This is a genomic window from Kitasatospora sp. NBC_01266 (genome assembly GCF_036242395.1).
Lineage (GTDB): Bacteria > Actinomycetota > Actinomycetes > Streptomycetales > Streptomycetaceae > Kitasatospora.
Genome location: NZ_CP108458.1, coordinates 6,133,393 through 6,158,044, shown reverse-complemented (window position 1 = coordinate 6,158,044; position 24,652 = coordinate 6,133,393). Strand labels below are relative to the sequence as shown.

The following is a 24,652-nucleotide window of genomic DNA, read 5'->3' as shown; positions in this document are numbered from 1 at the left end:
CCATGACTACGGCTCCCACCCCGGTGCCGACCGCCGCCGCCGCTGACACCAGCGGCGGCGGCGGGACCCCCGGTACCGCAAGCTCCGCTTCCCCGGCCGCCCCCACGGCCAACACCCGGCCCCGACGCCGTCGTGCCGGCGCCAACCGCTCCTGGCTCGGCGCGCTGCCGCTGATGGTGTTCTTCGCCGTCGGCTTCGGCCTGCCCGCGATCGCCATCGTGATCGGTGCCTTCACCACCTCCACCGACGCCCCCGGCGGCGGCGGAACGTTCACCATGTCCAACCTGACCGCCTCCCTCCAGGGCGGTTACCTGACGGCCCTGCTCGGCAGCGTCAAGCTGTCCGCGCTCACCGCGCTGATCGGCACCGTGATCGGCCTGCCGCTCGCGCAGGCGGTGGCCACCTCCCGCTGGCGCTTCGTGCGCGAGGCGGTGCAGTCCGGTTCGGGCGTGCTGGCCAACTTCGGCGGTGTGCCGCTGGCCTTCATGTTCGTCGCCACCCTCGGCAACGCCGGTGAGGTCACCACCAGCCTGGGGCTGAAGAAGTACGGCTGGAGCCTGTACACCTTCGACGGCCTGGCGGTCGTCTACCTCTACTTCCTGATCCCGCTGATGATCCTCACCATCACCCCGGCCCTGGAGGGCCTGCGGGTGCAGTGGCGCGAGGCGGCGGCGAACAACGGCGCCACCAACCTGCAGTACTGGCGATATGTCGCGCTGCCGGTGCTGCTGCCCTCGCTGCTCGGCGGCTACGTGCTGCTGTTCGGCGCCTCGTTCGCCGCGTACGCCACCGCCGAGGCGATGGTCGGCAGCTCGATCCCGCTGATCTCGATGCAGATCGGCGACGCGCTCTCCGGCAACGTGCTGGTCGGCCAGGGCAACCTGGCCCTCGCGCTCGGTCTCGACATGATCGTGGTCGCCTGCCTGGTGATGGCGATCTACCTGCCCCTCCAGCGCCGGAGTGCCAAGTGGCTCAGCTGACTTCCAAGACCGCACTGGGTGGCTTCCGCCCCGGCCGCGCGGGCATCCTGCTGCTGGCCGCGGTGTACTTCTTCGTCCCGATGGGCGCGTCGATCTGGTTCAGCATCGACGACTACCACGGCGGCATCACCTTCCACGCCTACACCTCGCTGCTCGGGGCGCCCGGCTTCCTGGACGCGCTCTACCTCAGCCTGGAGCTGGCCGCGGCCACCGTGGTGGTGCTGCTGCTGATCCTGGTTCCGGCGCTGCTCGCGGCCCGGCTCGGTTCGCCCAGGCTGCGCCCGGTGATCGAGGTGATGTGCTCGCTGCCGCTGGTCGTCCCCGTGGTCGCGCTCACCACCGGCATCGTCGGCGTGCTGCGCTGGGGCCCGGAGTACTTCGCGAACTCGCCGTTCTTCCAGACCTTCGTGGCGATCCAGAACCCCGACTTCCCGGTGGTGCTGCTGGTCGCGTACGTGCTGATGGCGCTGCCCTTCGCGTACCGCGCGCTGGACGGCGGACTGCGCGGCGTGGACGTCGCGACGCTGGTCGAGGCGGCCCGAAACTGCGGCGCGAGCTACCCGCGCGCGGTCTTCTCGGTGGTGCTGCCCAACCTGCGCAGCGCGCTGCTGAGCGCCTCGGTGCTCACCGTCGCCCTGGTGCTCGGCGAGTTCACCACCGCCTCGATCCTCGGCTTCCAGCCCTTCTCGGTGTGGATCAACTCGTACGGCAAGACCGACGGCCAGATGTCGGTCGCGGTCTCGATGATCAGCCTGCTGGTCGTCTGGGTCGTGCTGCTGCTGATGTCCGTCCTCGGAAACCGCGGCCGCAAGGCCGCACGAGCCTGAGCCGCAAGGCCGCGCGGGCCTGAGTCGCCTCTTCGATCGCACGTGCGGCTCTGATCGCGTACGATCCCCCACGCACTTTCCTCCAGGAGTTCCCCTCATGACCACGGCCGCCACCGTCCCCACCGGAGTGCCCCTCGCGCCCGGCAGCGCCACCGTCGAGTTCCGCTCGCTGCGGCGCGCGTTCGGCAGCACCGTCGCGCTCGACGGCCTCGACCTGACCGTGCACCCCGGCGAGTTGCTCGCGCTGCTCGGCCCCTCGGGCTGCGGCAAGACCACCGCGCTGCGGATCCTGGCCGGCTTCGAGACGCACGACTCGGGCGAGGTGCTGGTCGACGGCGAGGACGTCACCAGGATCCCCGCGCACAAGCGTGACGCGGGCATGGTGTTCCAGTCCTACAGCCTCTTCCCGCACCTGACCGCGCTGGACAACGTCTCCTTCGGTCTGAAGATGCGCGGCGTCGGCAAGGACGAGCGGCGCAAGCGGGCGATGGAGCTGCTGGAGCTGGTCGGTCTGCCGCAGCGCGCCGCCCACTTCCCGCACCAGATGTCCGGCGGCCAGCAGCAGCGCATCGCGCTGGCCCGCGCGCTCGCCCTGCAGCCGCGGGTGCTGCTGCTCGACGAGCCGCTCTCCGCGCTGGACGCCAAGGTCCGGCTCAACCTGCGCGAGGAGATCCGCCGCCTGCAGCAGGAGCTGGGCATCACCACGCTCTTCGTCACCCACGACCAGGAGGAGGCGCTGTCGATGGCCGACCGGGTCGCGGTGCTGCGCTCCGGCCGCCTGGAGCAGTGCGCCACCCCGGGCGAGCTCTACGCGCGCCCGGCCACCGCCTTCGTCGCGGAGTTCGTCGGCACCATGAGCCGGATCCCGGCGCAGCGCGCGGGCGAGGGCGTCGAGGTCTTCGGCCGCCGCCACGCGGTGGACGGGCAGCTGCCCGCCGCCGGCGAGTTGGAGGTGCTGGTGCGCCCGGAGAACGTCGGCCTGACCCCGATGGCGGACGGCCCCGCGGTGGTGGTCGGCGCGAGCTTCCTGGGCGCGGTCACCCGGCTGACCGTCCGGCTGGCGGACGGCACCACGGTCAAGGCCGACCTGCCCACCGAGGAGGCCGCCCAGCTGCCGATCGGCGGTGGTGCCGACGTGACGCTGCCGGACCGCCCGGTCCTGGTCGACGTCCGTTCCGGCGCGGGGCAGTGATCACCACCATGACCTCTTCGCTCCCCTGCGCCGTCCTCTTCGACATGGACGGCACCCTGGTCGACACCGAACACCTCTGGTGGGAGGCGACCGAGGAGATCGCCGCCGAGCTCGGCTACCCGCTCTCCGAGGTGGACCAGCCCGAGGTGCTCGGCCACGCGGTCGAGCACACCGCGGCCCACCTGGACCGGGTGGTGGCCACCTCCCCCGGCGTCGGCGTGCTGGCCGCCCGGCTCAACCTCGCCTTCACCCAGCGGGTCGCCGCCCAGGTGGTGCCCCGCCCCGGCGCGCTCGCCCTGCTGGCCGAGCTGCGCGACGCGGCGGTGCCGACCGCGCTGGTCTCCGCCTCGCCGCGGCAGGTGGTCGACCTGGTCCTCACCCACCTCGGCCGGGACTGGTTCACCATCACGCTGGCCGCCGAGGACACCCCGCGCACCAAGCCCGACCCGGCCCCCTACCTGGCCGCCGCCGCCCAGCTCGGCCTCGACCCGGCCGACTGCGTCGCCGTCGAGGACACCCCGACCGGCGTCGCCTCCGCCCACGCGGCCGGCTGCGCGGTGCTCGCCGTCCCGTCCTCCACGGCCCCCATTCCGCAGGCCCCCGGCATCACCATGCTGGGCAGCCTGACCGAAGCTGACCTCCCGATGCTGGCCGCCCTGACCGGCCCGCGAGAATAGGCCCATGCCCTCCTTCCTGCTGCTCGCCTTCGCCATCATGAGCGAGGTCTGTGCCACCAGCTGCCTCAAGCTGACCGACGGCTTCAGCAAGCTCTGGCCGAGCGTGGGGGTGGGCATCGGCTACGTCCTCTCCTTCCTGCTGCTGGGCCAGGCCCTGAAGCACATACCGGTCTCGGTCGCCTACGCGATCTGGTCGGGCGCCGGCACGGCGGCCGTGGCGGCGATCGGCGTGGTCGCCTTCGGCGAGCACCTGGGCAAGCCGCAGCTGGCGGGGATCGCGCTGATCATCGTGGGCGTGGTGCTGCTCAACCTGCGGGCCACGCACTGAGGTAGACCCGTGCAGAGGGGGTGCCCGCCGGCCGGCGGGCACCCCCTCCTGCCGTTCGGGGGCCGGCGGCGCGACCACCGCGGCGCCGCCGGTCGTCGCACTGCAGCCGCCCGCGCGGCGGGAGTTCGGCCCACGGCGGGCGTTCCGGCGGCCGGGCCTTGGCTATTCTGCACGGGTGACCACCGACCTGACCCTGCTGCCGCGTGTCGCCCATCGCGGACAGGAGGTCACCGCGCCCCGGCTGCGCGCCCTCCTCGCGCTGCTCGCGGGCGAGTTGCGCACGGGCTGCAGCACCGAGCGGCTGGTGGCCGGGCTGTGGCCACAGGAGTTGCCGGAGCGGCCGGGCAAGGCGCTGCAGGTCCTCGTCTCCAGGGCGCGGGCGCAGTTGGGCGCCGACGTCCTCGCGAGCACGCCGAGCGGATACCGGCTCACCCTGGTCGAGGACCAGGTCGACAGCTCCGCCCTGCTGCTGCACGCCGCCGCGAGCGCGGACCGGGCCCGGGCCGGGGACCACGCGGGGTCGCTGGCCGCGGCCGAGGCCGGGCTGGCGCTGTGGGAGGGCGTCGCGGACGGGGGCGGCGACGCCGACGACCCGGTGGCCGCGCTGCGCGCCGAGCGCGCCCCCGTCCGCGACACGCTGGTCCGCGCGCGGGCGCTCGCGCTCGCCCGGCTGGGGCGGCACGCGGAGGCGGCCGGGCCGCTGGCCGTGGCCGCCGCGGCGCATCCGCGCGACGAGGAGGTGCTCGCCGAGCTGTTGCGCGGCGAGGCGGTCACGGCGGGTCCGTCAGCCGCGCTGACCCGGTACGAGGCGTACCGCCGTGAGCTGCGCGACGGGCTCGGCACGGATCCGGGCGCCGGGCTCAAGGCCGTCCAGCAGGAGCTGCTGCGCGGCGGGCCGCCCGTGGTCAGGCACGGCGTGCCGCACGAGCCGAACCCGCTGCTCGGACGGGACGAGGACCTCGCGGCGGTGGAGCGGCTGCTGCGCGACTCCCGCGCCGTCACCGTCGTCGGGCCCGGCGGCCTCGGCAAGACCCGGCTCGCGCACGCCGTCAGCCGCCGGGCCGAGCAGCGCGTGGTGTACTTCGTGCCGCTCGCCGGCGTCACCGCGGACGAGGACGTGGCCGCGCAGGTGGCCGCCGCGCTCGGCGCGGGCGAGGGCCGGCCCGGCGCCGTGAGCGGCCCCGCCTCGGCCGACCCGGTGTCCGGCATCCTCGGGGTGCTCGGCTCCGGACCGGCTCTGCTGGTGCTGGACAACTGCGAGCAGGTCATCCGGGGCGCCGCCGGCCTCGTCCGGGCGCTGGTCTCCTCCTCGAAGGACCTGCGGGTGCTCGCCACCAGCCGGTCCCCGCTGGGTCTCAGCTCAGAGGCGGTGTACGCGCTGCCGGAGCTCGGTCTCGACGTCTCGGTCGACCTGTTCACCCAGCGGGCCCGGGCCGCCCGGCCCGCCGTCGAGCTGCCGCCGGACGCGGTGGCCCAGCTCTGCCGCCAGCTCGACGGGCTGCCGCTCGCCGTGGAGCTGGCCGCGGCACGGGTGCGGGTGCTGTCGGTGCCGGAGATCGCCCGCCGCCTCGGCGACCGGTTCGCGCTGCTGCGGGGCGGGGCGCGGGACCTGCCGGAGCGCCACCGCACGCTGCACGCGGTCGTGGAGTGGAGCTGGAACCTGCTCGCCGAGGACGCCAGGGCGGCGCTGCGCACGCTCTCCGTCTTCCCCGGCGGCTTCTCGGGTGAAGCGGCGGAGCAGGTACTGGGCGAGGACGCGCTCCTGCTCCTGGAGCAGTTGGCGGACCAGTCGCTGCTCACCGTCGCCGACACCCCGGCCGGCGCGCGGTTCCGGATGCTGGAGACGGTCAGGGAGTTCAGCGCGGCCCGGCGCGCCGAGGCCGGCGAGGAGGACGCGGCCGTCGACCGGTTCCTCGCCTGGGCACGGGACTTCGGGGTCGCTCAGCACGATTTCGTCTTCTGGCCCGAACCACGGCCGGCCTGGGAGCGGATCAGGCCCGAGCAGGACAACCTCGCGCTGGCGCTGCGGCACGCGCTGGCCCGTACCGACGGTCCGACCATCGCCGCCATCACCGCCGTCCTCGCCGCGCTGTGGTCCACCGACTCCAACTTCCCCCGCCTCGTCGCCCTCGCCGCGGACACCGGCCCGGCGCTGTCGCACTACCACCCCGACCCCGAGTACGTCGAAGTCGCCCGCGCCGCCGCGGCGGTGTGCACGACCAGCCTGCTCATGGGCTACGGCCCGCGCGCCGTACGCCAGTTGGTCACCCTCCGGCGGCTGCCCCCAGCCCCGCCGGACACCCTGCTGCGCGCCACCGCGGTGGTGCTCAGCGCCATCCCCGAGATGCGGCCGCCCAACTACGAAGTGCTGCAACGGCTCTGCGACAGCGACAGCCACCGCGAGCAGCCGCTGGTCGCCGGCATCGCCGAGTGCGTCGCCACCTACGTCTGGGAGTACGAGCACGACATCGACCGCGCGCTCGTCTCGGCTCACCGGATGATCACCGCGCTGGCTCCGATCGACAACCCGTCCGTGCAACTGATGCGCCATTCCCGACTCGGCGAGCTGTGCTTGCGGATGGGGCAGGGCGAGGCGGCGTACCAGCACTTGAAGGCGGCGCTCGCGGCGCTGCCGCGGCTCGGCGACGGGCACGACTACATCGGCGTGCACTCGGCTCTCGCCCTCGCCTGCCTGCAGTGCCAGAACCCCGACGAGGCCGAGTACTGGCTGCGGCTGGCGGAGAGCGCCAACACCCCGCAGCAGGACGCCTTCTCCTTCTACAGCAGCGACCCCGGCGGGCGGGCCGAGCTCGCGCTGGCCCGCGGACTGACCGAGCTCGGGCTCGGCCTGTGGCGCGACGCCGTGGAGCGCATGCTCGCGGACCGCTCGATACACGCCGGCGACCCCTGGCTCGATCCGTGGGCGCTGGAGATCCAGTCGGCGGCGGTGACGGCCCACGCGCACGCCGGCCGGCTCGAACTCGTCGCGGGGCTGGTCGACCGGTTGCGGGAACGGCTGCGCACGCTGGTCGCCGCCCCGTCCGGCTCGCCCATGGAACTCCCGGTGCTCGGAACGGTGTTGCACGCCCTCGGGATGGCGGGGCTGACGTCCGGCGACGCCGGTGCCGGTGCCGGTGCCGCTGCCGGTGCCGGTGCCGGTGCCGGTGCCGGTGCCGGTGCCGGTGCCGTACGGATGATCGCGCTGGCCGAACGGCTGCGGGCGCTGCGGGAGTTCCAGCCGACGATGTCAGCGGCCCGCGCCCGGCAGGCGGCCGAGAACGCCGACCGGGCGGCGTACGCGGACGCGGTGTCCGGGTACGCCGCCCTGGAGCGGGACGAGCTGCGGGAGGCAGCCCGCGCACTCACTTCGGGTCGCGGTTGAACAACGCGGTCGACCAGCGGTAGCCGAGCGCGGTCAGGCCCAGGCACCAGAGGATCGCGATCCACCAGTTGTCGCCGATCGCGGTGCCGAGCAGCAGGCCGCGCAGGGTCTCGATGGCCGGCGTGAACGGCTGGTACTCGGCGATCGGCTGGAACCAGCCGGGCATCGAGTGGACCGGGACGAAGGCGCTGGAGATGAGCGGGAGGAGGATCAGCGGCATCGCACTGTTGCTGGCCGCCTCGGCGTTCGGGCTGGCCAGTCCCATCCCGACCGCGATCCAGGTGAGCGCCAGGGCGAACAGCGCGAGCAGCCCGAACGCGGCCAGCCAGTCCAGGACCGTGGCGTGCGTGGACCTGAAGCCGATGGCCACGCCGACGGCGCCGACCAGCACCACACTGGCGAGCGACTGCAGCACGCTGCCGACGACATGCCCGATGATCACCGAACCGCGGTGGATCGCCATCGTCCGGAAGCGGGCGATGACGCCCTCGGTCATGTCGGTGGCGACGGACACCGCGGCCCCGACCACGGTGCTGCCGATGGTCATCAGCAGCAGGCCCGGGACGATGTAGGCGACGTACTGGGAGCGACCCCCGCCGCCGATGCTCGCACTCATCGCGTTGCCGAAGATGTAGACGAAGAGCAGCAGCATCATCATCGGGGTGAGCAGCAGGTTCAGCGTGAGGGACGGGTAGCGCCGGGCGTGCAGCAGGTTGCGGCGCAGCATCGTGTTCGAGTCGCGGACGGCGAGGGTCAGGCTGCTCATCGGACGGTCTCCTTGGGCTGGTTGGTCACGTCGGTGCCGCCGGTCAGGGCGAAGAACACGTCGTCGAGGTCGGGGGTGTGCACGGTCAGCTCGTCCGCCTCGATCCCCGCCGAGTCCAGCCGGTCGAGGATGGCGCGCAGTTCGCGCTGGCTGCCGTCGCTGGGGATCTGCAGCGACAGCGCCTCGTCGTCCCCGGCCACCTCGCGCAGGGCGGAGGCGGCGGACCGGTAGGCGGCCGGGTCGGCGAACCGCAGCCGCACGTGCCCGCCCGGGATGAGCCGCTTCAGCTCGGCCGCGCTCCCCTCGGCGGCGATCCGGCCCTCGCTCAGCACCGCGATGCGGTCGGCGAGTTCGTCGGCCTCCTCGAGGTACTGGGTGGTGAGGAAGACGGTGACGCCCCCGGAGACCAGCTCGCGGATGATCCCCCACATGGTGTGGCGGCTGCGCGGGTCGAGACCGGTGGTCGGCTCGTCGAGGAAGATGATCCGCGGGTCGCCGACCAGGGTCATGGCGATGTCGAGGCGGCGCTTCATGCCGCCGGAGTAGGTCGACGCGGGCTTCTTCGCGGCCTCCACCAGGTCGAAGCGCGCCAGCAGTTCGGCGGCGGTGCGGCGGCCCTCGCGCTTGGACAGGTGGTGCAGGTCCGCCATCAGGAGCATGTTCTCCTCGCCGGTGATCAGGCCGTCGACGGCGGAGAACTGCCCGGTGACGCCGATCGCGGCCCGCACGGCCTGCGGGTCGGCGGCCAGGTCGTGCCCGCCAACCCGCAGTTCGCCGGCGTCGGCGGTGATCAGCGTGGAGAGGATCTTGACGGCGGTGGTCTTGCCGGCGCCGTTCGGACCGAGCAGCGAAAAGATGCTGCCGGCCGGCACCGCCAGGTCGATTCCGTCGAGGACCGTCTTGTCCCCGTAGGCCTTGTGCAGTCCCCTGGCCGCGATGGCGAGTGAGTGCGGTGTCGTTGTCGTCATGCCGCAGAGCTTGCGGCGGGGCGCATTCAGCGCGGTTTCACGATGGTTTCAGCGCCCTGGAACCGGGTGGCGCAGGGCGGATCGCCCTGTCCCCGGTGCGGGCCCGCGCGGCCGACCGGCTGCCGAGGTGCGCCGGCGGGTGACGCCACGGCCGTCGCCGATGGTCTCGCCCACTGATTTTCCGTCGGCACGGGTTTGCCGCCCCGTTCACGGGTGAGACGGGGTGTGCCGGTCCGCCATCCCCCCGCCGGACCGGCCGGCCGCCGGCCCCGGGTGTCCCCCCGCCCGGGGCTGCGCCGGGTCCGGATGCCGCGGGGCTGCACCGGGTCCGGATGCCGCGGGGCTGCGCCGGGTCCGGATGCCGCTGTCGGCGGAGTCAGCCGCCGAGCCGCTCCGCGTGCAGCGCCCTGATCCCCGCCAGCATGATGCCCACCGCGTAGCGGAACGCCGTCTCCGGCGTGTCGCCGTCCGCCGCGCGCTTGGCCATGCCGGTCGCGAGCATGGGGTAGGCCGCCGCGAATGCCGCCAGGTCGACCTGTCCGGGCGCCGGCATCGACTGCTCCTCGGCGGCGCGGCCGAGCAGGAAGGCGTTGAAGGCACCCGCGATCCGGCTGGCTTCGCCCAGTTCGAAGCCGGCGGCGTGCAGTACTTCGACCGAGCGCTCGATCACCGTGCCGAGGGCGGTGGCACGGCCGAGGCCGGCGCCCAACGCGACCTGGGCGCCGTCGCGGTGGGCGAGCAGCGTCTCGCGGACCAGCAGGGCCATCCGCTCCAGCCACTGCGGCCAGGCGTCGACCGGGTCGGGGCCGGCCAGGCGCGGCAGCAGCGGGGCGAGCATCAGGTCGGTCATATGGTCCAGCAGGGCCCGCTTGTTGGCGAAGTGCCAGTACAACGCCGGTGCCTTGACGTCGAGTTCGGCGGCGATCCGGCGCAGCGAGAGCTTCTCCAGGCCGTCCTCGTCAAGCATCCGCAGTGCCACCCGCACCGCGTGGTCCCGGTCGATCGGCATCCGCTTCCCGCTCCCTCGCCTCGTTCACTGGGTTCGCTTGACAGCTTAACGCGTTAAGTGGAAGCTGGGCGACATCGCCAGCTTAACGCGTTAAGGAGATCTCGATGGAGACTGTCCGCACCGATGTGGTGATCGCCGGAGCCGGTCCGGTGGGCCTGCTGCTCGCCGCCGAACTGCGCCTGCGGGGAACGGAAGTGATCGTGCTGGAGCAGCTCGACGCGCCCTCCCCGCACTCCCGGGCCTTCGGCCTGCACGCGCGCAGCACCGAGTCGCTGCGGCTGCGCGGCCTGCTCGGCCGGCTGGAGCGCGCCGCCGAGCAGCCGACCCGGATGTTCGGCGCGGTACTGCCCGACGGCATCAAGAACGACCTCGTCCCGCTCATCCACTTCGCCGGGATCCGCACCCTGCGACTGGACCGGATGGAGACCAGCAGCCCCGGCCTGCTCGGCGTCGCGCAGAGCGGCGCCGAGGCGGTACTGGCCGACTGGGCAGCCGAGTTGGGCGTGCGGCTGCGGCGCGGCCAGCAGGTCACCGCCGTGACGCAGGACTCGGACGGCGTGACCGTCACCGCCGAGGCCGCGACCGGGCCCCTCGAGGTCCGCGCCAGGTACCTGGTGGGCTGCGACGGCGGCCGCAGCGCCGTGCGCAAGCTGACCGGCTTCGCCTTCCCCGGCAGCGACCCGACCATCACCGGCCGGCTCTGCGAGACGCTGGTGCCCGAACTGCTGGCCGACCCCGGCCCCGGCTGGCACCGGCTCCCGGGCGGCGTGCTGCAGGTGCTGCCCGGCCGGATCCTCTCGGTCGAGTTCGACCGGCCGCAGGTCGACCGTGAACTCCCGGTGACGGTCGAGGAGTTCACCGACTCCCTGGAGCGGATCACCGGCCGCCGGATCGAACTCGCCACCGAGCCGACCTGGCTGACCCGGTTCACCGACAACTCCCGGCTCGCCGAGCACTACCGCCTCGGCCGGGTGCTGCTGGCGGGCGACGCGGCGCACGTGCACTCGCCGTTCGGCGGGCAGGGCCTCAACCTCGGGCTGCAGGACGCGATGAACCTCGGCTGGAAGCTGGCGGCGGCCGTGGCCGGCCGGGCGCCGGAGGGCCTGCTGGACAGCTACCAGCAGGAGCGGCAACCGGTCGCGGCCCGGGTGCTGCACAACACCCGGGCCCAGGTCGCGCTGATGAACCCGAGTGCCGGCGTCACGCCGCTGCGCGAACTCTTCGCCGATCTGATGGAGTTGGAGCCGGTCAACCGCCTGCTGGCGGAACTGCTCAGCGGCGTCTCCGTGCGCTACCAGCGTCGCGACGAGGACCACCCGCTCACCGGCACCTTCCTGCCCGACCTGCGGGTCAGCACCGAGGAAGCCGGCGAGTGCTCGGCACTCGACCTGCTGGCCGACGGCCGGCCGCTGCTGCTCGACTTCACCGAGGGCGCGGTCCTGCGGGCCACCGCCCACGACTGGGCCGACCGCGTGCGGCCGATCGCCACGGCAGTACCGAGCGGCACGAAGCTCACCGCGCTGCTGGTCCGCCCGGACGGCTACCTCGCCTGGGCAACCCAGGACGCCGCACCGGACGAGCACGGGCTGCGCGAGGCGCTCAGCACCTGGTTCGGACCGGCGCGTTGAGCCGACGGCTCCGGCGCGGCGCCGGGGCCGGCCGCTCCGCCCCGTAATCGCTACCGGACGGTCAAGTCGCCGAATTAGGCGGATTCCCGACTTCCCGTCACACGTCGTTCATGCAACAGCCCTCGTGGATCACCTGAATGTGAGCAGAGTTGTGCAGCCAACTCTGCGCCCCCTCACTCGATGGACAGGATCCCCGTGGCCACAGGCAGCTCCCTCACGCTCAGCACGCCGCCCAGCCCGACCGAAGGCGACAAGCTCACCTTCCACTGGACGACCGATGCCCCCGACGCCAAGAACTGGGTCGGCATCTACGACGGCACCCGGCAGCCCGGCACCGGCTCCTCGCTCCTGTGGCAGTACACCCCGGGCACCAGCGGCGACCTCACCCTGGACACCTCCGCGCTGACCGGCGGGCCGTACACCGCGTACCTGCTGGCCAAGGACGGGTACGGGATCCTCGCGCAGAGCGCGCCGTTCAGCTTCAACCCGAAGCCCGCCATCATCGCGCCGCACAGCGCGGTCGACGCGCTCACCGCGACGCCGGTGCAGCCGGGCGGCCAGGTTCAGGTCAAGTTGCAGGGCCTCTGGGTGCGCCCGGCCGGCAACGCGGCGGGAACCCCCACCTTCCGCAAGGCCGGCGGCGACTCCTGGCTCTCGGTCAGCGCCGACGGCACCGTCACCGGGACCGCCCCCGGCAAGGCGAGCGCCCACCCGGCGATCATCGTCGTCGGCGTCAAGGACAGCACGGGCGCCACCGACACCGTCACCGTGCAGGTCCCGGTGCGGGAGGCCAAGGGCAAGCAGCAGCTCAAGGTGGCCACCTGGAACCTCTGGGACGCGGGCAGCCACAGCACCGACGGCTTCGAGAAGCAGCTGCGGGTGATCCTCACCCAGGGCTGGGACGTGGTCGGGCTGCAGGAGACCGCCGGGACCAACGCCAAGCAGCTGGCCGACGCGCTCGGCTGGTACGCCTACCAGAGCCCGGCCAGCGTCGGCGTGTTGAGCCGCTACCCGCTGGCCGACGTCACGCCGGTGACCGCCGCGCTGCCCGCCGCCGGGGTCACCGTGCAGCTGCCGGGCGGCCGTTCGGCGCGCCTGTGGACGGCACACCTGGACGAGAACTCCTATGGCCCGTACGCGATCCAGGACGGCCAGACCCCGGCCCAGGTGCTCGCCACCGAGACGGCCTCGCCGCGCTACCAGCAGGCGCAGGCCCTGGTCGCCGCGATAGCGGCGGACAGCGCGGCGGCCGACGGCCCGCTGATCGTGGCCGCCGAACTCTCCTCCCCCTCCCACCTGGACTGGACCGCCGCCACCCACGGCGCCCAGTTCGACTGGCCGGTCACCGAGGCCCTGCAGGCCGCCGGCCTGACCGACAGCTTCCGCGAGGAGCACCCGGACCCCGCCGCGTTCCCCGGCGACACCTGGTCGCCCACCCGCAAGCAGCGTGGCAGCAAGCCCGAGCCGCAGGACCGGATCGACTACGTGCTCTACGCCGACAGCGGCCGGATCGAGATGAGCGAGGCGCACGTGATCGCCACCGGCTGGCCCGCCGCCGAGCCCAACGCAGCCGGCAACGGCTGGCCTTCGGACACCGCCGCCGCCGTCTCGACCTTCACCCTCTGAAAGGGCCGCCACCATGACCGAGTTGAACCGCCGCACCGTCCTGGGCGCCGCCGCCGCGACGGCCGCCGCCACCGTGGTCGGCCTGCCCAGCACCGCACAGGCCGACAGCCGGGGCAAGCACCGGGGTGACATCACCGACGTCAAGCACGTGGTGATCCTGATGCAGGAGAACCGCAGCTTCGACCACTACTTCGGCACCCTGAACGGCGTCCGGGGCTTCGCCGACAAGCAGGCGCTGACCTTCCCGAACGGCGACTCCGTCTTCCGCCAGCCGGACGCGGGCCGCAGCGACGGCGGCGTGATGCTGCCGTACCGGATGGACACCACCAAGTACAACGCGCAGAACGCGGCCGGCCTCGCCCACGACTGGGCGACCAGCCACCAGGCGATCAACGACGGCGCGATGAACAAGTGGGTGGCCGCCAAGGGCGAGCGCACCATGGGCTACTTCACCCGCGAGGACATCCCCTACCAGTACGCGCTGGCCGACGCGTTCACCCTCTGCGACGCCTACTTCTGCTCGCTGGCCGGGCCGACCGACCCCAACCGCCTCTACCTGTGGACCGGCACCAGCGGTCCGGGCAAGGACGGCACCACCGGTCCCTGGATCGACAACACCCCGGTCACCCAGAATCCGGTGGCCGACTGGACCACCTACGCCGAGCGCCTGGAGGCCGCCGGGGTCAGCTGGCGGGTCTACCACAACCCGAGCGAGGACGACCGCACCGGCGACTACGACGACAACGCGCTGTCGTACTTCAAGCAGTTCCACAACTTCCCGACCACCGACCCGCGTTACATCAACGCGATGACCAAGTTCGACCCCACCGCCTTCGACCAGCACTGCAAGGACGGCACGCTGCCCACCGTCTCCTGGCTGGTCGCGCCCTACCTGTTCTGCGAACACCCCAACGCCAGCCCGGACTACGGCGCGCACTGGGTCGACCAGGCGCTGCAGTCGCTGATGTCCAACCCGGACGTCTGGGAGCACACCGTCTTCCTGGTGATGTACGACGAGAACGACGGCTACTTCGACCACCAGGTGCCGCCCACCCCGGAGGCCGGCACGCCCGAGGAGTTCACCCAGGGCCGGCCGATCGGCCTGGGCAACCGGGTGCCGCTCTGGGTGGCCTCGCCCTGGTCGCGCGGCGGCTGGGTCAACTCGCAGGTCTTCGACCACACTTCGGTACTGCGCTTCCTGGAGGAGGTGACCGGTGTCCAGGAGCCGAACATCTCGCAGTGGCGCCGCACCGTCTGCGGCGACCTGACCAGCTGCTTCGACTTCAAGAAGCCCGACTTCTCGCTCCCCAAACTCCCCGACACCACCGCGCTGATGGCCAAGGCCGACGCCAACTCCTCACTCCCGCCGGTCGCGCTGCCCGCCTCCGGCACCCAGTCGATGCCGGCCACCGAACGCGGCGACCGCCCGCACCGCCCGCTGCCCTACCGCCCCTGGGCGGACATCGACGTGGACCGCGAGAGCGGCAAGGTCACCTGCACGATGACCAACTACGGCTCGGTGGGCTACAGCTTCACCGTCTACCCGAATGTTGAACTTCCGTTCGCCGGAACCCCGTTCACCGTCGATCCGGGCGCGAGCAAGACCTACGTCTGGGACGCCTCGACCACCGACGGCCGCTACGACTTCACCGTGCACGGCGCGGACGGCTTCCTCACCCGCTTCTCCGGCACGGTGACCCGCCTGGAACAGGAGGACGTCGCGGTCCCGATCGTCAGCGCCGACCTGCGCGACCCGAAGTCGATCCGCTTCGAGGTGGCCAACGACGGTGCAGGACAGGTGAGTTTCACCGCCACCGGCAACGACTTCGCGGGCAGCCCGCAGACGGTGTGGGTGGACGCCGGCCGCACCGCGAAGCTCGACTGGCCGCTGGACGCCCTGGGCCGCTACGACGTCACGGTCACTGCGGGAACGGGGACCCGCTTCGCGCAGCGGTACGCGGGCTGGGCGCACCGGGGCTGACGGTTCGTCGAGTCAGCAGGGACGACGGTGCCCCCGGTCGATGACCGGGGGCGCCGTCGTCACATGTCCCCGAGGTCCCCGGCGGCCACACCTCGAGCGAAGGCCGCCCAGGCATCCCGCGAGAAGGACAGCGCGGGTCCAGCGGGGTCCTTCGAGTCGCGGACGGGCACGAGGCCGGGGAAGTCGGGGGCCACCTCGACGCAGTTGCCGCCCTGCTGGCTGTAAGAAGACTTCACCCACCGGGCGATCGAGAGGTCGACGTCAGTCATGGCTGTAGTTCCTTCCGAATGGCCCTGATCAGGTCTAGGGAGGCCGCCGGATGCAGCGCGCCTGCCTGCAGCTGATCGTAGGCCCTTTCCCACGCCCTTATGAGGTCCTCGTCCCGCTCAAGGTAGCCCCGGCTGGCCGATTCGGTGTAGCCCACCAGTGATCGGTCGCCCATGGTCAGCAGCACCACGGGCAGGAGGAGGGGGCGGAGTTCGCCCATGCTGAACGGGACCGTCTGAATGAGGACCTTGGGATGAGCGGCCAACTTCTCCAAGTGATCGAACTGGCCCAGCATCACCTCCGGACCGCCGACCACCCGGCGCAGGCAACTCTCATCCATCACCGCATAGACGAGTGGAGCTTCGGGCCCTTCAAGTAGGCGGCGTTGGCGCGTCTCCAGGAAGGAGACCCGCTCCTTCGCTTGTTCACTGGTGATCAGGCCACGTTGAACATCGGAAACCGCAAGGGCGGTTGCGTATGCGGAGGTCTGCAGTGGGCCGGGGACCACCCCCAGCTCGAACATGCGAACCTCCTTCGCCGCCTCCTCCTCGCACAGGTACTCAGGGAACCCTTCCAGGAGTGACGTGCTCCTGAGAGATCGCCACATGTCCTCGAACTGATTTCCGCCGAATACGGCATCAGCCCTCTTCGCAAAGCGAAGCGTTGGGGACTTGCGAGTAGTTTCCACGGCGGAGATGTGCGTACCCGAGTACCCCATCCGTGCGGCGAGGTCATCCTGGATCCAGCCCCGAGCCTCCCGCGAGCTGCGGAGATGAGCGCCGAACCGGGCAACTGGTGATGACTGAGGATCCAACTCACGACGGTTCAAGATCTAGTCTTCCTTCCACCATGACAGGTTGAAGATATCTCTGACTGTAAGGGACAGTTGGTCGCGCCGGTAGTCAAAGCACTACAGAGAGGAGCGATGATGCCCTCGCAGAAACCAACCCCCCACGCCATCTACACCCCCCGCCCAGGCGAGCTGGTGCGCGATACGAAGCATGGCCTGACCGGCCTCTACATGGGCCCCGGCTACGGCAAGTACCCCACCGTCTACCTGCGTCCACCCAACGGTGGCTGCGAATGGGAGACCCCCGCCAGCGAGATCCAACCGGTGCTCCCGGCCGCCCAGTTGGAGCAGCTCGGATGACCGATGACACCCCCCGCCGCCCGTTCGACCACGACGCCGCGCTGAATGAGCTGCGCGCCCTCGGGAAGCAGCTCGACCGCCAGGTGACGACCGGAATCGGCACCAGCGCCGCCGAGTTGGACGCGACCCTCGCCGCGATGCGCGCCGTGCACCACCGGATCGAGGCGAACCTGCGCCGAAGCCTGGCAGCCGTCTCCTCCCGCCGCACCGCCGCACCGCGCCCGGCCCACGCGGCCTGACCACAGACCCCCGCGCGGTCGTCCGGGGAAGAGACGACAACCGCGCGGGACCTCGGTCCCGTCCGCCCAGGCTCCCCTTCGCCGGCGGGCGGGACCGCCCAGCAGACCCCCGTCACGACAGCGGTCTCGTACACCGCGCACCTGTTCCAGGAATGGATCACCAAGGCGTACGAAGTGCGGCTGACCGTCGTCGGCAACCAGATGTCCGCTGCCGAGATCCACGCGGGCAGCAACGCGGCGCGTATCGACTTCCGGCAGGACTACCCCAGCCTCACGTACCAGCCGTGCGAGGTACCGACCGAGGTGGCCCGGGGCGTGCGTGCACTGCTGGACATGTTCGGACTTCGATTCGCCGCGCTGGACTTCCTCGTTGATCCCCATGAGCGCTGGCACTTCGTGGACTTGAACCCCAACGGGCAGTTCGGGTTCGTCCTGGAACTGCGCGCGCCCATCACCCGGGCCCTGGCCGACCTGCTCCAAGGAGTCTCCTCATGACCACCAACTCCCGCGCGGCGGAGCTGCGCCGAGCGCTGGCGGACCGCCTCCGCGCGTCCGGGGCGATCACGTCGGCCGCCTGGCACCAGGCGTTCGCCACTGTCCCGCGTGAGGCGTTCGTCCAGGCGTTCGCGGTCGGCCGCCCGGGCGGACCCGTACGGCTCGACCCCGATACGCCCGACTGGCTCGACATGGTCTACAGCGACGACTCGCTGCTGACCCAGTTCGATGGGAACGGCGTACCGACGAGCTCGTCCACCCTGCCCACGCTCATGGCCCTGATGCTCGAGGCCCTGGACGTGCAGCCCGGCAACCGGGTGCTCGAAGTCGCCACCGGCACCGGGTACAACGCCGCGCTGCTCAGTCACCGACTCGGCAGTCGCAACGTCGTCACGATCGAAGTGGACCCCGACCTCGCCGGCTCCGCCCAAAGCCGGTTGCGGGCCGCCGGATTCACGCCGACCGTGGTGGCCGGGGACGGGCGAGCGGGCCACCCCGGCGGGGGCCGCTACGACCGGCTGATCGCGACCTGCGGAATGTCGCACGTCCCGTCGGCCTGGCTGGACCAGGTGAGGCCCGGAGGCCTCATCGTGACCCCTCTTGGCGGTGGAATCGCCCGCTTGCGCGTCGAGGAGAACGGAACCGCCTCGGGCACCTTCCTCCCGGATGCCGCGTACTTCATGCCTGCCCGGAGCCTCGCTACGAGCATGGATCCCAAGGCCCCACCACCCCTCCCGGACAGCTACGGTTCCCGCCCCTGCGCCCTGGACCCCGCCGTGTTCATGGACGAGCGGTTCCACTTCCTACTGACGCTCACGCTGTCGGGCGCGATGCAGCGATTCACGCACACCACGGACGGCGGCATCGACACCGCCCACCTCTGGCACGAGGACGGCTCGTGGGCCGAACTGCGCGGCGGAATCGCCCGCGAGTCGGGCCCGCGCCGACTGCTCGACCTGGCAGAGCAGGCTCTTGCCGACTTCGAGGTCTTCGGGCGACCCGCTCGGGAGGACTACCGACTGTCCGTCACAAAAGATGAACAGTGGCTCTGGCCGAGGGGAAGCAACGGGCCCACCTGGCGACTCGCCGTGGCCGGTATCACGGGGTGACCGACGGAGCCTCGCCCGCCGGGCGGTCGTGAGGTCGACGTCAGTCCAGGATTCAGCAGCGCGAATCAGCGAATCAGCGAATCAGCGCGATCTTCGTGGTGAGGTGGCCCTGCAGATCGGCCCAGGCTCGCTCCGCGGTGAGGACCGGAAGCCCGAGGCGTTCAGCCGTGGCAATGCACCAGGCGTCGCCGTAGGACAGGACGCCGTTGGTCCTTCCGTCAGGACGCTCGGTGTACGAGAGCGTGATCAACTCAGCGGCCCGGACGGCGTCCACGGTGGCAGCGGACTCGAACGGGCCGGTGAGGGCGGCCAGGTCGGAGGCGAGTTCCGCGCCGAGGACGGGCAGCTCCAGGCGGTCTGCGGTGCGGAGGATCTCGGACAGGTTGATCTGGGTGATTCGCGAGCCGGCCAGCAGGCCCTCGACCACGGCAGCGCCGGGTTCGCCACGCAGGAGGGCGATGACGGCACTGGTGTCGAGGACGTGGCTCACGGCCGTTCGCCTTCCGACTCGGCCTGGCGGCGCCGTTCTTCGCGGACCATGTCGGTACCCCGGGTGTTGCCGTCGGGGTTGGGGACGCAGATGCGGTTCAGGATGCTCTTGGTCGTCTCGATGACGATGGCGCCGGTCTCCAGGACGCGGATGTGGACCCTGTCGCCCGGAGTGAGGTCGGCCGCCTGCTGGACGGCCACGGGGAGGATGATGCGTCCGCGCTGCCCGACGGTGGTGTCCGCCTCGACAGGCTGAGCAGATGTGGGAGCCATACCACGACGTTACACCTGAGGGCTCCGTGGTGAGCAGAGAGCAGCCCTGCTCACCACGGAGCCCGGCGCCTTACTCGGCAGGCCAAAACGGCGCTCCGTCAGCGGTCGGTCAGCGGTCGGCCAGCAGCGCCGGCAGCTCCGCGATCGACTTCAGCACGTGGGTCGCCCCGTCCGCCGTCAGCCGCTCGGCGTCGTGCGCGCCGGTGAGCACGCCGGCCACCATCGAGGCGCCGGCGCGGGTGCCGGTGAGCATGTCGTAGCCGGTGTCGCCGACCACCGCGATCTGGCGGACCGAGTCGGTCGCGGTGCGCAGCAGGGCGGTCAGCGCCAGGTCGGGGTAGGGGCGGCCACGGCCCGCGTCGGCCGGGCAGAGGGTCAGGTCGGCGATCTCCTGCCAGCCGAGCGCGGCCAGGATCCGGTCCTGGGTGGCCCGGGAGAAGCCGGTGGTGAGGACCACCTTGCGGCCCTGGGCGCGCAGTTCGGCGATCGCCTCGGCGGCGCCGGGCAGCGCGGCGCAGTGCCCGGCGTCGACCAGGTCGTGGTAGGCGCGCTCGAAGGCGAGGTTGGCCTGCTGGGCCTTCTCCTCGTCGCCGAACAGGTGGCGGAAGACGGAGATCTTGGACTCGCCCATGGTGGCCCGGACGTGCGCGAGCATCTCCTGGTGCTGCTCGCTGCCGGCCACCACGCCGAGCTCACCGGCGGCGGCCTGGAAGGCCTGCTCGACCAGGCCGTCGTCGGCCACCGTGGTGCCGGCCATGTCGAGCACGACCAGGGTGATCTTGTCGGTGGGGTTCTCGCTGCTCATCGCGGGGTGTCCTTAACGTTGTCTGCACTGCTGCCGGTGGCTACCAGGCTGCGTGATCCAGGTGGCCTGGAGGTGTCCGACCAGCGACGCAGGAGCCAACAATCGTCAAGTTGTACAGACAACCGGCGAGTAGTTGTTCAGCCAACTCACCCCATCACAAGCTCCCCCTACTCCCGCACCACCCGCGCCCGCAGGTAGTTGCGCCGCCCGAAGTGCGGCTCGTCCACCGCGGTCAACTCCTCCACCTGGAACCGGTAGAGCGCGGCCGCCCCGCCGCCGTTCAGGTACTGCGCGCGCACCTCCGGGTCCTCGGAGAAGGTCCGGTAGCGCTCCTGGTAGGCCGTCAGCGCCGCCTGCGCGTGCTGGCCCCAGGCCTCTCCGGCCCGCCCGCTCAGCTGAAGCCCGCGCAGCTGCTCGCCGAAGACCGGTGGCGGCACGAAGATGGTGGCGGCGGCCCTGGCCTGCTCCGAGAGGTGCAGGCTGTGCCGGGTCGAGCGTTCGCTGACGAAGTAGAGCACCAACTCCTCGTCGAACGCGTAGAAGACGAGGTTGGCGTGCGGCCCATGGTCCGGGCCCGCCGTGGCGAGGGTCAGCACCATGGATTCGGCCAGCAGGCCTTCCACGCCCTTGCGGAGTTCCTCGGCGGGCCAGTCGCCCTGGGTGATGTCGAGCCGGTACGGCATATGCGTCCCTTCGACCGACCATGTCGGACCGCGGTCCCGGCGGCGGCCGATAACGGCACCGCTGACCTGCGGCTTCGGTGGCCCCGCAGGCCGTGCGGGGCGGACCGGGCCGGCCTGGTGGGCGTCGACCCGGGGTCTCATGCTGCCCCCGCCGGACGCGGGCGCACAAGGGGCCGAGGATCAGCCGCTCCAACAGCCAGGGGTGGCGCCACCCGACGAAATCCGGTCCAGCGCGGGACCCGGCCCCGGCGCGGGATCCGGCCAGCCGGGGATCCGGCTACCTGGGGGTGTACCAGCTGAACTCGAGCACGGCGTCGTCGTAGTCGACGTCGTCGCCGTTCTCGGCGACGACGACCATCAGGTTGTACTGGCCGACCCGGTAGGGACCGCCGCTGTTGAGCGCGCTCGGCATGGCGCCGCGACCGGCCGTGCGGTGGTACTCGAACGTGGCGGAGAGCCGGACCGCCCCGGTGATGGTCGCCTCTCCGGCGAGCCCCCTCTCCCCGGAGCCGCTGAACACCTGATCCACCGAGCCGTCCGCACTGGTGACCCTGATGATCTGGGTTCGACGCGAGTTGGTCTTCACCCTGACGGCGACCTCAGCGCCGGCGGGGAAGCCGACCTCCGCCTTGTCACCGTTGACGAGGACGTATGCGTCGGACACGGAGGGCTCCTTCGGTTCTGTCCGGCGTCGGCACCGCGGGGGCGTCACGCTGAGCACCGGATCGGGTATCGAACGTGATCGGAACCCCAAGATAGCCAGGCCGTGCCACGCCGCCCGGCACGCTTCGCCCGACCGGCCGGTACCCCCGGAAAACGCGGAGCCGGGCCCCGTCCGGGACCCGGCTCCGATCATCGGACGACCGACGTCACCCGCCGCCCAGCGCCGCCCCCAGCGCCCCGCCGCGCAACCGGTCCACCAGCGGCGCCGCCCGGCCCGCGAGCAGCGCCAGCGGCAGCGCGACCAGGATGCCGATCAGCGCACCGACCACCACGTCGTGCGGGTAGTGCACGCCGATCCACACCCGCGAGGCCGCCATCAGCGCGGCGGCGACCAGTGCGACCGCGCCCAGCCTGCGGTAGGCCACGCAGAGCGCGACCGCCGCCGCGAAGGCGATCACCGAGTGGTTGCTCGGGAACGACCAGTCCCCGACCCCGGGGCAGGGCTCCACCGTCACCGTGGCGGGCAGCTGCTGGCACGGCCGCACCTCCGCCACCAGGCTCTTGATCACCGAGTTGACCACGTAGACCGCGATCACGATCAGCGGCGACGCGAGCACCCGGGCCATCACCACCGAGTCCGCCCGGCGCGCCTGCCACCAGCCCCAGAGCATGAAGACCGCGAAGACGCCGAGGCCGAAGTCGGACCAGGTCCTGATCAGCTGGTCGAGCCAGTGCGGGCTGTCCGTCGCCCAGCCCGTCACGGTCGTGTAGAGGCCGCCGTCGATACCGCTGCCGTCAAAGGCGAGCAGGGTCTGGGTCATCAGGCCGCACCCCCGCCCTGCTGGTCGGAGCCGGAGCGGCCCGCCGCACGGCGGGCGCGGAGCAATTCGAGAGCAATGGGAATCACAGAGACAACTACTACCAGACCAACAATGGGCAACAGGTACCGGTCGATATCGGGAACGGCGGATCCCAGCACGTACCCGGCCAGCACCAGGCCGACCGTCCACGCCGTGCCGCCGATCACCTGCCACAGCGCGAAGGTGCGCGCCGGCACCTCCAGCACCCCGGCCATCGGGTTGAGCACGGTGCGCACCACCGGGATGAACCGGGCCAGCACGATCGCCTTCCGGTGGCCGTACTTCGCCAGCAGCTCCTCGGCCCGCTCCACGCCCTTGACCAGCGACTTGCGCTTGCTGCGCGCCAGCAGCGCCCGCCCGCCGCGCGCCCCGATCAGGTAGCCGGCCTGGGCCCCGATCAGCGCGCCGGCGACCGCGGCCAGCAGCACCTGCCAGAGCACCAGGTGCGGCCCGCTGTGCTGGCCGGAGACGCAGAGCAGCCCGGCGGTGAAGAGCAGCGAGTCGCCGGGCAGGAAGAACCCGACCAGCAGACCGGTCTCGGCGAAGAGCACCACGGCGATGCCGAGCGCGCCGAACGCGGCCAGCAGCGACGAGGCGTCCAGCAGGTTCACCGCGAGCGCGTGGCCTGCGAGCTCGGAGCCGGCGAACAGGGAGGAGGCGAAGGGCACGGTGGGCGGACCTCTCATACTGAGGGAGGCGGTCCCGCGGAACGCGCCTCGACCGTCTACAGTGACGTAGACGGTCTACATGACTGTAGACGACGACTGGAGGTCACGGCGACATGCCCGAAGTGCCCGCCGCGCGCCGCCCCTCGGGCGAACTCGAAGCGCAGGTGCTCGCCGCCCTCTGGGCCGCCCACCAGCCGCTCACCCCGCAGGACGTGCAGTCGGCCCTCGGCGGCGAGCTGGCCCGCACCACGATCGCCACGATCCTGGCCCGGCTGCACGACAAGGGAACCGTCGAGCGCACCCGGGCCGGCCGCGCCTACGCCTACACCCCGACCGTGCAGGACCCGGCCGGGCTCGCCGCCCGCCGGATGCGCACCGAGCTCGACCGCGAGCAGGACCGGTCCACCGTGCTGGCGCGCTTCATCTCCGACCTGTCCGACGACGACGAACGGCTGCTGCGCGAGCTGCTCGGCGACGGCGGCACCAGCGGCCCCGGCGCCACCGACGGCACCAACAGCACCGGCGGCACCAACAGCACCAACAGCACCAACAGCACCGACGAGACCGCCGGCGACCGCCCGTGATCCTCCTCGTCTGGGCCCCGTTCCTGATCCCCTTCCTCGCCGTCCCGGCCGCCCGCCGACTGGCCGACGCGCTCCCGCCGCGCCTCGCCGCCTGGGTGCTCGGCGCCACCGGCGTGGTGCTGGCCGGCGCCAGCGCCGCCTCGCTCGGCTTGCTGGCGCTGGCCGGGCTGCTGCGGATCCCGGCGATCGCCGCGCTCGGCCACATGTCGCTGCCCTGGTTCGCCCAGGCGTCCCCCACCTCGATGGAGCTGGCCGCGCTGGCCGCCACCGCCCTGGTGGTGGCCGGCGTCTTCACCCTGCGCGCCGCGCACCAGCACTACACCGACCTGCGCCGGGCGCACGCCGCCCTCGGCCCGCACGCGCGGCACAGCACCGAGGACGGCCACCCGCTCGCCGTGCTGGACGACGACCGCGCCGACGCCTACGCGCTGCCGGGCCGCCCCGGACGGATCGTGGTCACCGCCGGCATGCTGCGCGCGCTGCCCGCTCCCGAGCGGGCCGCGCTGCTCGCCCACGAGCGCGCCCACCTGACCGCCCGTCACCACCTCTTCCTGGCCACCGCCGAATACGCCGCCGTGCTCCACCCGGCGCTCCGCCGGCTGCGCGCGCCACTCGGCTTCCACCTGGAGCGCTGGGCCGACGAGTGCGCCGCCAGTGCCGTCGGGGACCGCGTCGTGACCGCGCGCGCCGTCGGACGCGCCGCGCTGGCCGCCGCCCGCACCCCGCGCCCGGCCCGCCCGCTGCTGGCCCCGGCGGTCGCGGCCGGCCCGGTGCCGCGCCGGGTGGCCGCCCTGCTCAGCCCGCACCCGCGCACCGGCGCCCTCGCCCGGCCTTCGGCCGGCGGGAAGCCCATGCGGCTGGTCACCGCGCTGGCGCTGGCCGCCTGCCTGACCGTCAGCACCGCCGCCACCGTCGCCGCCACCCGCGAGCTGCACCAGACCGTGGAGAGCGCGCAGTCGGCGGCCGGCGAACACTGAGGGCGTCCCCCCTCCACCGCGAGGCT

The 24,652-nt window shown here is 72.2% G+C and carries 27 protein-coding genes; 15 read left to right on the top strand and 12 right to left on the bottom strand.

The window, feature by feature from the left end; translation table 11 throughout:
- Nucleotides 1-2: 2 nt before the first annotated feature.
- The 6 genes from OG403_RS26720 to OG403_RS26695 all read left to right on the top strand — a co-directional run bounded on the left by OG403_RS26720 (nt 3) and on the right by OG403_RS26695 (nt 7,386).
- Complete coding sequence (locus OG403_RS26720) at nt 3-980, top strand: ABC transporter permease (protein ID WP_329568636.1); 978 nt, start codon at nt 3-5, stop codon at nt 978-980.
- Complete coding sequence (locus OG403_RS26715; RefSeq protein WP_442910991.1) at nt 968-1,807, top strand: ABC transporter permease; 840 nt, start codon at nt 968-970, stop codon at nt 1,805-1,807. The genes OG403_RS26720 and OG403_RS26715 overlap by 13 nt, the downstream gene beginning before the upstream one ends.
- A 97-nt stretch (nt 1,808-1,904) precedes the next feature.
- On the top strand, nt 1,905-2,999 hold the full coding sequence (locus OG403_RS26710) for an ABC transporter ATP-binding protein (protein ID WP_329568634.1): 1,095 nt from the start codon (nt 1,905-1,907) through the stop codon (nt 2,997-2,999).
- Nucleotides 3,000-3,007: 8 nt separating this feature from the next.
- Entirely contained in the window at nt 3,008-3,676 is a 669-nt protein-coding gene (locus OG403_RS26705) for an HAD family hydrolase (RefSeq protein WP_329568632.1), read from the top strand.
- 4 nt (nt 3,677-3,680) lie between these two features.
- Nucleotides 3,681-4,004 (top strand): DMT family transporter, encoded by a 324-nt coding sequence (locus tag OG403_RS26700; RefSeq protein WP_329568630.1) that lies wholly within the window; start codon nt 3,681-3,683, stop codon nt 4,002-4,004.
- A 175-nt stretch (nt 4,005-4,179) separates the two neighbouring features.
- Nucleotides 4,180-7,386, top strand: a complete 3,207-nt coding sequence (locus OG403_RS26695; protein ID WP_329568628.1) for an ATP-binding protein — start codon at nt 4,180-4,182, stop codon at nt 7,384-7,386.
- On the opposite strand, the gene OG403_RS26690 is transcribed toward OG403_RS26695, so the two are convergent.
- From OG403_RS26690 to OG403_RS26680, 3 genes are all read right to left on the bottom strand, one after another.
- Nucleotides 7,367-8,152, bottom strand: coding sequence for an ABC transporter permease (locus OG403_RS26690; RefSeq protein WP_329568626.1), 786 nt, complete (start codon nt 8,150-8,152; stop codon nt 7,367-7,369). The genes OG403_RS26695 and OG403_RS26690 overlap by 20 nt on opposite strands.
- Complete coding sequence (locus OG403_RS26685) at nt 8,149-9,120, bottom strand: ATP-binding cassette domain-containing protein (protein ID WP_329568624.1); 972 nt, start codon at nt 9,118-9,120, stop codon at nt 8,149-8,151. Before OG403_RS26685 ends, OG403_RS26690 begins: the two co-directional genes overlap by 4 nt.
- A gap of 376 nt (nt 9,121-9,496) precedes the next feature.
- A complete protein-coding gene (locus OG403_RS26680) occupies nt 9,497-10,129 on the bottom strand; it encodes a TetR/AcrR family transcriptional regulator C-terminal domain-containing protein (protein WP_329568622.1) in 633 nt (210 codons plus the stop codon).
- Between the two features lie 104 nt (nt 10,130-10,233).
- On the opposite strand from OG403_RS26680, the gene OG403_RS26675 reads away from it, so the two are divergent.
- The 3 genes from OG403_RS26675 to OG403_RS26665 all read left to right on the top strand — a co-directional run bounded on the left by OG403_RS26675 (nt 10,234) and on the right by OG403_RS26665 (nt 15,364).
- Nucleotides 10,234-11,757: an FAD-dependent monooxygenase gene (locus tag OG403_RS26675; RefSeq protein ID WP_329568620.1), complete on the top strand. Its 1,524-nt coding sequence runs from the start codon at nt 10,234-10,236 to the stop codon at nt 11,755-11,757.
- A 195-nt stretch (nt 11,758-11,952) separates the two neighbouring features.
- A complete protein-coding gene (locus OG403_RS26670; RefSeq protein ID WP_329568618.1) occupies nt 11,953-13,383 on the top strand; it encodes an endonuclease/exonuclease/phosphatase family protein in 1,431 nt (476 codons plus the stop codon).
- Nucleotides 13,384-13,396: 13 nt separating this feature from the next.
- Nucleotides 13,397-15,364 (top strand): phosphocholine-specific phospholipase C, encoded by a 1,968-nt coding sequence (locus OG403_RS26665; RefSeq protein ID WP_329568616.1) that lies wholly within the window; start codon nt 13,397-13,399, stop codon nt 15,362-15,364.
- A gap of 59 nt (nt 15,365-15,423) precedes the next feature.
- Here the strand turns inward: OG403_RS26665 and OG403_RS26660 are convergent, their stop codons facing one another.
- Both OG403_RS26660 and OG403_RS26655 read right to left on the bottom strand, forming a co-directional pair.
- The gene (locus OG403_RS26660; protein ID WP_329568614.1) at nt 15,424-15,633 is read right to left on the bottom strand and encodes a DUF397 domain-containing protein; all 210 of its coding nucleotides are present in this window, start codon (nt 15,631-15,633) and stop codon (nt 15,424-15,426) included.
- Complete coding sequence (locus tag OG403_RS26655; RefSeq protein ID WP_329572576.1) at nt 15,630-16,445, bottom strand: helix-turn-helix domain-containing protein; 816 nt, start codon at nt 16,443-16,445, stop codon at nt 15,630-15,632. Before OG403_RS26655 ends, OG403_RS26660 begins: the two co-directional genes overlap by 4 nt.
- A gap of 171 nt (nt 16,446-16,616) precedes the next feature.
- On the opposite strand from OG403_RS26655, the gene OG403_RS26650 reads away from it, so the two are divergent.
- From OG403_RS26650 to OG403_RS26635, 4 genes are all read left to right on the top strand, one after another.
- A complete protein-coding gene (locus tag OG403_RS26650; RefSeq protein WP_329568612.1) occupies nt 16,617-16,781 on the top strand; it encodes a hypothetical protein in 165 nt (54 codons plus the stop codon).
- Nucleotides 16,778-17,020, top strand: a complete 243-nt coding sequence (locus tag OG403_RS26645) for a hypothetical protein (RefSeq protein WP_329568610.1) — start codon at nt 16,778-16,780, stop codon at nt 17,018-17,020. The genes OG403_RS26650 and OG403_RS26645 overlap by 4 nt, the downstream gene beginning before the upstream one ends.
- Nucleotides 17,021-17,194: 174 nt before the next feature.
- Nucleotides 17,195-17,515 (top strand): hypothetical protein, encoded by a 321-nt coding sequence (locus OG403_RS26640; RefSeq protein WP_329568609.1) that lies wholly within the window; start codon nt 17,195-17,197, stop codon nt 17,513-17,515.
- Nucleotides 17,512-18,624 carry a methyltransferase domain-containing protein gene (locus tag OG403_RS26635; RefSeq protein ID WP_329568607.1) on the top strand — a complete coding sequence of 371 codons (1,113 nt, stop codon included), beginning with the start codon at nt 17,512-17,514 and terminating at the stop codon, nt 18,622-18,624. Before OG403_RS26640 ends, OG403_RS26635 begins: the two co-directional genes overlap by 4 nt.
- A 73-nt stretch (nt 18,625-18,697) precedes the next feature.
- On the opposite strand, the gene OG403_RS26630 is transcribed toward OG403_RS26635, so the two are convergent.
- The 7 genes from OG403_RS26630 to OG403_RS26600 all read right to left on the bottom strand — a co-directional run bounded on the left by OG403_RS26630 (nt 18,698) and on the right by OG403_RS26600 (nt 23,083).
- Complete coding sequence (locus OG403_RS26630) at nt 18,698-19,114, bottom strand: PIN domain-containing protein (RefSeq protein WP_329568605.1); 417 nt, start codon at nt 19,112-19,114, stop codon at nt 18,698-18,700.
- A complete protein-coding gene (locus OG403_RS26625; RefSeq protein WP_329568603.1) occupies nt 19,111-19,386 on the bottom strand; it encodes an AbrB/MazE/SpoVT family DNA-binding domain-containing protein in 276 nt (91 codons plus the stop codon). The genes OG403_RS26630 and OG403_RS26625 overlap by 4 nt, the downstream gene beginning before the upstream one ends.
- A 109-nt stretch (nt 19,387-19,495) precedes the next feature.
- On the bottom strand, nt 19,496-20,191 hold the full coding sequence (locus OG403_RS26620) for a phosphonatase-like hydrolase (protein WP_329568602.1): 696 nt from the start codon (nt 20,189-20,191) through the stop codon (nt 19,496-19,498).
- 167 nt (nt 20,192-20,358) lie between these two features.
- Complete coding sequence (locus OG403_RS26615) at nt 20,359-20,874, bottom strand: pyridoxamine 5'-phosphate oxidase family protein (protein WP_329568600.1); 516 nt, start codon at nt 20,872-20,874, stop codon at nt 20,359-20,361.
- Nucleotides 20,875-21,151: 277 nt separating this feature from the next.
- Entirely contained in the window at nt 21,152-21,538 is a 387-nt protein-coding gene (locus tag OG403_RS26610) for a fucose-binding lectin II (protein ID WP_329568598.1), read from the bottom strand.
- Between the two features lie 205 nt (nt 21,539-21,743).
- The gene (locus OG403_RS26605; RefSeq protein ID WP_329568596.1) at nt 21,744-22,358 is read right to left on the bottom strand and encodes a phosphatase PAP2 family protein; all 615 of its coding nucleotides are present in this window, start codon (nt 22,356-22,358) and stop codon (nt 21,744-21,746) included.
- Nucleotides 22,358-23,083, bottom strand: coding sequence for a DedA family protein (locus OG403_RS26600; RefSeq protein ID WP_442910990.1), 726 nt, complete (start codon nt 23,081-23,083; stop codon nt 22,358-22,360). Before OG403_RS26600 ends, OG403_RS26605 begins: the two co-directional genes overlap by 1 nt.
- Nucleotides 23,084-23,178: 95 nt before the next feature.
- Here OG403_RS26600 and OG403_RS26595 point away from each other — a divergent pair, with 95 nt between their 5' ends.
- Together OG403_RS26595 and OG403_RS26590 are read left to right on the top strand one after the other, a co-directional pair.
- Complete coding sequence (locus tag OG403_RS26595; RefSeq protein ID WP_329568593.1) at nt 23,179-23,649, top strand: BlaI/MecI/CopY family transcriptional regulator; 471 nt, start codon at nt 23,179-23,181, stop codon at nt 23,647-23,649.
- Nucleotides 23,646-24,626 carry a M56 family metallopeptidase gene (locus OG403_RS26590; protein WP_329568590.1) on the top strand — a complete coding sequence of 327 codons (981 nt, stop codon included), beginning with the start codon at nt 23,646-23,648 and terminating at the stop codon, nt 24,624-24,626. Before OG403_RS26595 ends, OG403_RS26590 begins: the two co-directional genes overlap by 4 nt.
- Nucleotides 24,627-24,652 lie beyond the last annotated feature (26 nt).

Bases quoted from the DNA above. Each gene is read 5' to 3' on its own strand.
- OG403_RS26720 (WP_329568636.1), top strand. From the start codon at position 3: ATGACTACGGCTCCCACCCCGGTGCCGACCGCCGCCGCCGCTGACACC.
- OG403_RS26710 (WP_329568634.1), top strand. From the start codon at position 1,905: ATGACCACGGCCGCCACCGTCCCCACCGGAGTGCCCCTCGCGCCCGGC.
- OG403_RS26705 (WP_329568632.1), top strand. From the start codon at position 3,008: ATGACCTCTTCGCTCCCCTGCGCCGTCCTCTTCGACATGGACGGCACC.
- OG403_RS26700 (WP_329568630.1), top strand. From the start codon at position 3,681: ATGCCCTCCTTCCTGCTGCTCGCCTTCGCCATCATGAGCGAGGTCTGT.
- OG403_RS26690 (WP_329568626.1), bottom strand. From the start codon at position 8,152: ATGAGCAGCCTGACCCTCGCCGTCCGCGACTCGAACACGATGCTGCGC.
- OG403_RS26685 (WP_329568624.1), bottom strand. From the start codon at position 9,120: ATGACGACAACGACACCGCACTCACTCGCCATCGCGGCCAGGGGACTG.
- OG403_RS26680 (WP_329568622.1), bottom strand. From the start codon at position 10,129: ATGCCGATCGACCGGGACCACGCGGTGCGGGTGGCACTGCGGATGCTT.
- OG403_RS26675 (WP_329568620.1), top strand. From the start codon at position 10,234: ATGGAGACTGTCCGCACCGATGTGGTGATCGCCGGAGCCGGTCCGGTG.
- OG403_RS26665 (WP_329568616.1), top strand. From the start codon at position 13,397: ATGACCGAGTTGAACCGCCGCACCGTCCTGGGCGCCGCCGCCGCGACG.
- OG403_RS26660 (WP_329568614.1), bottom strand. From the start codon at position 15,633: ATGACTGACGTCGACCTCTCGATCGCCCGGTGGGTGAAGTCTTCTTAC.
- OG403_RS26645 (WP_329568610.1), top strand. From the start codon at position 16,778: ATGACCGATGACACCCCCCGCCGCCCGTTCGACCACGACGCCGCGCTG.
- OG403_RS26635 (WP_329568607.1), top strand. From the start codon at position 17,512: ATGACCACCAACTCCCGCGCGGCGGAGCTGCGCCGAGCGCTGGCGGAC.
- OG403_RS26625 (WP_329568603.1), bottom strand. From the start codon at position 19,386: ATGGCTCCCACATCTGCTCAGCCTGTCGAGGCGGACACCACCGTCGGG.
- OG403_RS26620 (WP_329568602.1), bottom strand. From the start codon at position 20,191: ATGAGCAGCGAGAACCCCACCGACAAGATCACCCTGGTCGTGCTCGAC.
- OG403_RS26615 (WP_329568600.1), bottom strand. From the start codon at position 20,874: ATGCCGTACCGGCTCGACATCACCCAGGGCGACTGGCCCGCCGAGGAA.
- OG403_RS26605 (WP_329568596.1), bottom strand. From the start codon at position 22,358: ATGACCCAGACCCTGCTCGCCTTTGACGGCAGCGGTATCGACGGCGGC.
- OG403_RS26600 (WP_442910990.1), bottom strand. From the start codon at position 23,083: ATGAGAGGTCCGCCCACCGTGCCCTTCGCCTCCTCCCTGTTCGCCGGC.
- OG403_RS26595 (WP_329568593.1), top strand. From the start codon at position 23,179: ATGCCCGAAGTGCCCGCCGCGCGCCGCCCCTCGGGCGAACTCGAAGCG.